Source organism: Luteibacter sp. P4_E6, from assembly GCF_056401535.1.
Map to the genome: position 1 here is coordinate 1 of NZ_JBFUJE010000203.1, position 6,899 is coordinate 6,899.

The 6,899-nt window shown below is 64.7% G+C and carries 6 protein-coding genes; 2 read left to right on the top strand and 4 right to left on the bottom strand.

Annotation, left to right across the window (positions count from 1 at the left end):
- Positions 1-1,747 (bottom strand): alpha/beta hydrolase family protein (locus tag AC1DT2_RS13010; RefSeq protein ID WP_477296693.1); only part of this gene is annotated, 1,747 nt, incomplete at its 3' end.
- 156 nt (positions 1,748-1,903) lie between these two features.
- On the opposite strand from AC1DT2_RS13010, the gene lgt reads away from it, so the two are divergent.
- Positions 1,904-2,740, top strand: a complete 837-nt coding sequence (gene lgt / locus AC1DT2_RS13015; protein WP_063572562.1) for a prolipoprotein diacylglyceryl transferase — start codon at positions 1,904-1,906, stop codon at positions 2,738-2,740.
- Positions 2,741-2,754: 14 nt separating this feature from the next.
- On the top strand, positions 2,755-3,549 hold the full coding sequence (locus AC1DT2_RS13020) for a thymidylate synthase (protein ID WP_477296695.1): 795 nt from the start codon (positions 2,755-2,757) through the stop codon (positions 3,547-3,549).
- A 19-nt stretch (positions 3,550-3,568) separates the two neighbouring features.
- Here AC1DT2_RS13020 and AC1DT2_RS13025 read toward each other — a convergent pair whose 3' ends face one another.
- The 3 genes from AC1DT2_RS13025 to AC1DT2_RS13035 form a co-directional block, all read right to left on the bottom strand.
- Complete coding sequence (locus AC1DT2_RS13025; protein WP_477296697.1) at positions 3,569-4,804, bottom strand: ABC transporter permease; 1,236 nt, start codon at positions 4,802-4,804, stop codon at positions 3,569-3,571.
- Between the two features lie 13 nt (positions 4,805-4,817).
- On the bottom strand, positions 4,818-6,122 hold the full coding sequence (locus AC1DT2_RS13030; protein WP_477296699.1) for an ABC transporter permease: 1,305 nt from the start codon (positions 6,120-6,122) through the stop codon (positions 4,818-4,820).
- Positions 6,123-6,262: 140 nt separating this feature from the next.
- A partial coding sequence (locus tag AC1DT2_RS13035; RefSeq protein WP_477296700.1) for a Rossmann-fold NAD(P)-binding domain-containing protein occupies positions 6,263-6,899 on the bottom strand: 637 nt, incomplete at its 5' end.

The following is a 6,899-nucleotide window of genomic DNA, read 5'->3' on the forward strand; positions in this document are numbered from 1 at the left end:
CGGTGATCTTGTCGGCCAGATGGTCGGGCGAGTTCGCGGCGAGGTCGGCATCGTCGTGGCCGACCACCGTGGTGAGGTAGCTGCGCCCGGTCTTGGTCGATTTGATGTCGCCCTTGCTGTACATCATGGCCAGGTCGTACAGGCCCGCGTAGCCCACGGCGCACTTGAACATCCCCGGCTCGCGGATGGTGGTCATCATGGCCGAGTAGCCGCCGAAGCTGGCGCCATAGACACAGATGCGCTTGGGGTCGGCGTAGCTCTGGGCGATGGCCCACTTCACGCCGTCGATCAGGTCCTCCTGGACCCGCGTGCCCCAGTTGAGATAACCGGCCTCCTCGAAACCGTTTCCGCGACCGCCGGAACCACGGTAATTCACTTGCAAGACCAGGTAGCCGCGATTGGCCAGGAACTGGGCGTCTTCATCGTAGAACCAGTCGTCCTTGATGCCGATCGGGCCGCCGTGCGGTACGAGCACCATCGGCAGGTTGGTCTCGGGCTTGCCTTTGGGGAAGGTGAGGATCGCCTCGAGCTCCGTGCCGTCGCTGGCCTTGAAGCGTAGCGGGCGGCGCTCGGCCATCTTTTCGGGGTCGATCCAGGGCGCGATGGCGAACAGGCTGCTTGCCTTGTACGTCTTGGTGTCGATCAGCATGTAGCGGCCCGGGTCGCGGTCGCTGGATACGCCGAACATCAGCTGGCTGCCGTCCTCGCTGAAATCGATGAAGTTGACGAAGCTTCCCGGGAACTTCAGCGACAGCGCCCTGTGCAACTTGGAAATGGTTTCCTGCGGATCGACGTAGGTCACCTTGGGAATGCCACTCTCGGCGTAGGTGCCGAAGGGGCGCAGCGGCACCGGTGTCCACAATCCGTTTGACGTGACAAGACTGAAATCGTCCTTGCTGACCACCCGACGATTGCCGCCATCCTCGTCCTGCTCGACGAACTCGCCACCCATGCCGTTGGGACTGTAGCGAGCGTAGATGCGGTTGCTGCCGGCGACCGAGGCGATGGGAACGAAGCGCTGCAGATCTCCGTTCTCGGGCACCTTGGCCCAGCCGCTACCTTCGCGATGGAACACCACGTAGGTGAAGTTGGTGTCCGTGCCGAACGAGAATTTCGCGACGCCATCGGGCGAGATCATGAAGCTCATGTCGCCGATGCCGATGTCGGCCATCTGCTTGCGGGTACTGGAGGTGGCGTCGACGTCGTAGAGCGTGCTGCGGTCCTTGTCGGACCACGACGTGGCGCGCAGGTAGAAGTGACCGTTGCTCTGCGCCGGTGTGCCTTCGATCTCGCCCCAGCCCGAGTCGGTCTGGCGCGTGGCCGAGCGCTTGCCAACCGCCTCGTAGCCATACAGGTAGTCGGGATTCTTGCCGTCGATATCGACGGCCATGATCTCGCCGGTGTACGAGGTGTTGCCGATCGAGCCGTCCTGCTTGCCGCGGGCAACGACCAGACGCGTGGCGCTCGCCCAGACGATCTCGGCCGGGAGCTCGTAAGGGGGCATCCGGATGAGGGCGACTGGCTGGGTCGGTTTCTCGACAAGGTAGATGGCCACCCCGTGCGACTTGCCATCCGGGTCGTGATAGACCACCGAGAAATGTTTGCCGTCGGGCGAGAGGCGCGGCATGGTCAAGGGCAGGCGACGGGCGAAATCGGCCGTCGGAATGAGATCGGCGGCAGCTACGCCGGTGGCACACGCGGCCAGGCACAACGCGGCCAGCAGCGGCCGCGCGAAGCGGTACTTCATGTTCGACTCCCCTTGCTTTGGTGTACATCCTTTACACGCCGTCCTCCCCGGACAGCGCCCACGCCGGGATATAGCCCATTCCGGGGCCGCCCACAAGGCGACCTGCGGGCCGGAGGGGGCGGTACACTTGCGTCCTGCGTTCTTCCTGGGGCCTCCATGGCAACTCCGTTCGTCGTCAATATCGATCCCGTCGCGCTGTCCCTCGGACCTCTCCAGGTCCATTGGTACGGGCTCATGTACCTGGGCGGCTTCCTCGGCGGATGGGGGCTCGGCGAGTATCGCCGCCGGCAGGGTCGCTTGCCTGTCAGCGCGGACCGCTTCGGCGACCTCATGTTCTACTGCATGATGGGCGTGGTGCTGGGCGGCCGGGTCGGCTACATGCTGTTCTACACGGCCATCTCCTGGATATGGACCGACCCCCTGGCCCTCTTCCGCATCTGGGACGGCGGCATGTCCTTCCATGGCGGCCTGCTCGGTGTGGTGGTGGCCGGCATCTGGTGGTCGCGGCGGAACAACGTCAAGTTCTTCGACACGATCGACTTCGTCGCACCGCTGGTGCCCCTGGGCCTGGGGCTCGGCCGCCTGGGCAACTTCATCAACGGCGAGCTGTGGGGCAAGCCCACCGACCTGCCCATCGGCATGATTTTCCCGCACGCGCCCGATGCGCTGCCGCGCCATCCCAATCCGCTCTACGAGTTCGCACTCGAAGGCGTCGTGATGTTCGCCGTGCTCTGGATCTTTTCGCTCAAGCCGCGCCGGCGCTATGCCGTCTCGGGCCTGTTCGCCCTGATGTATGGCTGCTTCCGCTTCATCATCGAATTCGTTCGCGTGCCCGACGCCCAGTTGGGCTACCTGGCCTTCGGTTGGGTCACGATGGGGCAGGTCCTTTCCCTGCCGCTGATCGCGCTGGGCATCCTGTGGCTGGCGATGTCGCGCCGCGCGCCCTACGCCCCTCTCGCTCCCGTCGCGGCCACCCCCGCGACGGCGACCTGATATCGTCCCGAGTCATGCAGTCCTATCTCGAACTCCTGCGCCATGTGCGCGACCACGGCACCGAGAAATCGGACCGGACCGGCACCGGCACGCGCAGCGTGTTCGGCTGGCAGATGCGTTACGACCTGGCGAAGGGTTTCCCGCTGGTCACGACGAAGAAACTGCACCTGCGCTCCATCGTCCATGAGCTGATCTGGTTCCTGCAGGGCGAYACSAATATCGCTTACCTGAAGGARAACGGTGTCGGCATCTGGGAYGAGTGGGCCGACGAGAAGGGTGASCTCGGCCCTGTCTACGGACGCCAGTGGCGTGCGTGGCCCACGGCCGACGGCAAGGTGGTCGACCAGATCGCCTGGGTGGTGGACGAGATCAAGCGCAACCCGGATTCGCGTCGTCTTATCGTCTCCGCGTGGAACGTGGGCGAGTTGCCGAAGATGGCGCTGATGCCCTGTCACACGATGTTCCAGTTCTACGTGGCCAACGGCAAACTCTCCTGCCAGCTGTACCAGCGCTCGGGCGATATCTTCCTCGGCATCCCGTTCAACATCGCCAGCTACGCGCTGCTCACCCACATGATCGCCCAGGTAACCGGGCTGGACGTGGGCGACTTCGTGCACACACTGGGCGATGCGCACCTGTACTCGAACCACATGGAGCAGGCGGACAAGCAGCTGCTTCGCGAGCCGCGCCCGCTTCCCCGGCTTTCGCTTAACCCGGAGGTGAAGTCGATCTTCGACTTCCGCTTCGAGGATGTGGCCATCGTGGATTACGATCCGTATCCGGCGATCAAGGCACCTGTCGCTGTCTGAGCTTGCTGTCGACGCAGGCTCATATCGTCCGCGTCGCCTCCACCGGGGGCACGCGTGACGCACGCCGTGCAGGCGAGAGAACGGCCAGTTGCCCGAGCAACAGCAGGAGCAACATCCCGCAGCCGACGTAAAGCAACGATAGCCGCGATGTCTCGAACGCCTGCATCATCCACGCATTGAGTGCGAAAGCCAGTACGACACCGGCAAGCGCGCCCCCCATGCTGATAAGGCCGTTCTCGGTGAGGAAGTAAACGAGAATGTCGCGACGCGTCGCGCCCAGCGCACGACGGATGCCGATCTGCCGACGACGTTGACCCACCCAGAAACTCGTCAGTCCCACGATGCCGGCAGCCGTGACCACGAGCAGGGTGACGCAGATCCCGGCGAGCATCCAGGCCAGGYCGCGATCGTTGCGGTAGGCCATGTCGCGCACCTGGCTGAAAGCCATGACGCCATGGGGCTGCGGAATGACACGCCGGGTGCTGAGTGCCTTGAGCGCGTCGGGCACGGAATGCAGCAGCGCCGGAAGTCGCCCGGGTTGTGCCCGGATGACAAAGAACGCGCGGTTATCCGTGATGCGCAGTGGAACGAAGATCGCGTCCTGCCAGCGAATGTCCTCACCACTCCGGGTCTCCGGCGTCTGCACATGATCGACGATGCCGATAATGGTGCTCGGGCGAGCATCGCTGTTGCCGATGTAGATCGCCTTGCCCAGGGCATGCCCGTCGGGAAACGCACGCTGCGCGAGGGTGCGCGTCACGATGACCGTCGGGCTGTCGGCGCTGGCGTTAGGTGCCAGTGCACCGATTTCCTCGGAGCGGAAGTTACGTCCCTCGGCAATCTTGACGCCAAGGGTGTTCAGCGCATGGTCGTCGACGAAGTACAGCGAAGCGCCGTCACTGATGAAATGCTTGCTCATCGGATCCAGCCGGATGCCGCTCTGCCAGCTTCCGCCGAGCAGGGGAAAGGCGTTCGTCGCATAGGCATCCGCCACCCCCGGCAAGGCGCGCAGCATCGCCACATCGGCTGCCTGGCGCGCTGGCACTTCCGCGTCGGGTGCGACCCACGTGTTGTTGACGACCATGAGTTCGCTTTCGGCGATGCCGGTGTCGCGTGACAGGCGGTGCAGGCGCTGCTCAATGACGAAGAGGGCATTGCAGACGATAGCGAGCGTCAACGCGACCTGCAGGGCGATGAGAACGGCACCGGCCTTGTGATAGCGGAGTGCGGCGAGGATAGGGCGGAAGGGCGGCATGACGGACTCCGGGTCAGTTGGCTTTGAGTTGCCATGCCGGCTGCACCCTTGAGGCGCGCCAGGTGGGATAGAACGCCGCGACCAGGGTGCTGGCCAGAGCGACGAGGACCGTGAGGCCGAGCAGGGGTAAGCTCATATGAACGAGGTTCGCGATGGCCGGATCGAACACGGCGCCGATGCACAACGTGCCTGCCGCAGCGAGGACGACGCCCAGCAAGCCACCGGCGAGGCCGACGGAGGCAGCTTCGAGCAGGAACTGCGCATAGATGGCGCCGCGCGAGGCACCGAGCGCCCTGCGGATGCCGATTTCCGGCGCACGACGCATGAACTTCGCCAGTAGCAGGCCGATCACGTTGATCAGGCAGATGACGAGGAAGCCGACGGAAACCAGCAGCCCCATCTTTGCTTCCGGAGGTACGACGTGGCGAACGTCCAGCCACTCCATCACGTTGCGCAAGCGCACGTTCGGCGGCCACGAGAAGCGGCCGTCGCGAGTCTGTCCGGCCGAATAGTCGTTGAGGAACTGGCGGTAAGCGGTGGCGCTGGCGGCATCGGGAAGCTCGGCCCAGAAGCTGACGAAGATGCACTCGGAGTGGACGAAGTTATCCCAGCCTGGCTTGAAAGGACGGTTGCAGAGATTACCGCCGGCAGGATGGAGACCGTCGGCGATGGCGCGTGCGAACGGCATGTAGAGCTCACCCATGTCGCCGAAGCCGCCCTTTGCATCGAGATCGAAGAAGCGTGGCCGCGCTTCCCAGTGACCGGCGACGCCGACGATGCGGAACTGCTTTCCGTCGAGGTCGATCTCACGCCCGACGCTATTGGCGCCGCCGAACACGCGATCGTTGAGGCTCTTCCCGATCACGACCACGCGGGCACGTCCGGCGTCATCCGCCGCCGACCAGGGGGCCCCGAAGAGGAAGGGCACGTCGAACATGGGGAACATGTCGGCCTGCACGGCGTAGCCGCGTGCGGGGGACGCCATCGTGTTCGGATCGTCCGGAACGATGGATACGCCGATCGGATACAGCGGTGTCTGTCGCTTCGCCTTGTGTGCATCGACGAGCGCCATCGCATCTCGCCAGGTGAGCCAGGGCAGCGGCTCACCATCGCTATTGTCCGGCCCATAGTTGTCGATCTGCGCGATGAACAACTGCGATGACTTTTCCGGAATCGGGTCGCCCGACGTGACGCGAAACACCGCGTAACTGGTCATCGACGCCGCGACGCCCACCGCGATCACCAGCACCATCAACAGCGTGAGGACCGGATTGCGCCTGAGGCTGCGAAGCCCGAGTTGCACGTAGTAACCGAACATCGTTGGCGATCCCTGTGGTGTCGTTCCCAGGGGAGGTTAGCAAGGCGTGTGCCATGCGCCGCGCGGCGCCGCGCGGTCACCTTCGTCGCCACGGGCCTGTCCGCGGACAAACGTCCGGCGGACAGGCGGACGTGACCCCTTCAGGGGATCAGTCGCTCCGCGCGCAAACGCTCGAAGGCGTCGAAGAAGGCATCGTCGGTGGGTTGGTAATCGAGGAAGCCGAGGCGGCGGCTCTTCGACATGTCGGTAACGACTTCGATCGGCCGACCCAGGTCGGCGTCGCTGTGCCAGGCGGATACGAGGCGGTGCATATCGGGCTCGAGCAGGCCATGGCGTGTCGCCAACTCCCTCCACACGACGGCATCGTCGGCCATCTGCCGTTCGAGAGGGATAACCTCGCCATCGAAAGGCGCGGCTTCAAGGCCGAACCACGAGGCAAGGCGCGACCACATCCAGCTCCAGCGGAAGACATCGCCGTTGACCACGTTGAAGGCTTCGTTGGCGGCGGCCGGCGTGGTCGAGGCCCATACCAGGTGGCGGGCGAGCTGACGCGCGTCGGTCATGTCGGTGAGACTCTGCCATTGCGCCGCCGAACCGGGAAAGCGGAACGGCCGGCCGGTCGCCTTGCAGATCGAGGCATAGACGGCGAGCGTGGTCGCCATGTTCATGGCGTTCCCGACCGCCACGCCGATCACCGTGTGCGGACGATGCACGCTCCAGGTGAAGCCATCGCGGGCGGCGGCGGCGAACACCTCGTCTTCCTGCGCGTAGTAAAAG

Coding starts and splice junctions, on each gene's coding strand:
- lgt (WP_063572562.1), top strand. CDS start 1,904: ATGGCAACTCCGTTCGTCGTCAATATCGATCCCGTCGCGCTGTCCCTC.
- AC1DT2_RS13030 (WP_477296699.1), bottom strand. CDS start 6,122: ATGTTCGGTTACTACGTGCAACTCGGGCTTCGCAGCCTCAGGCGCAAT.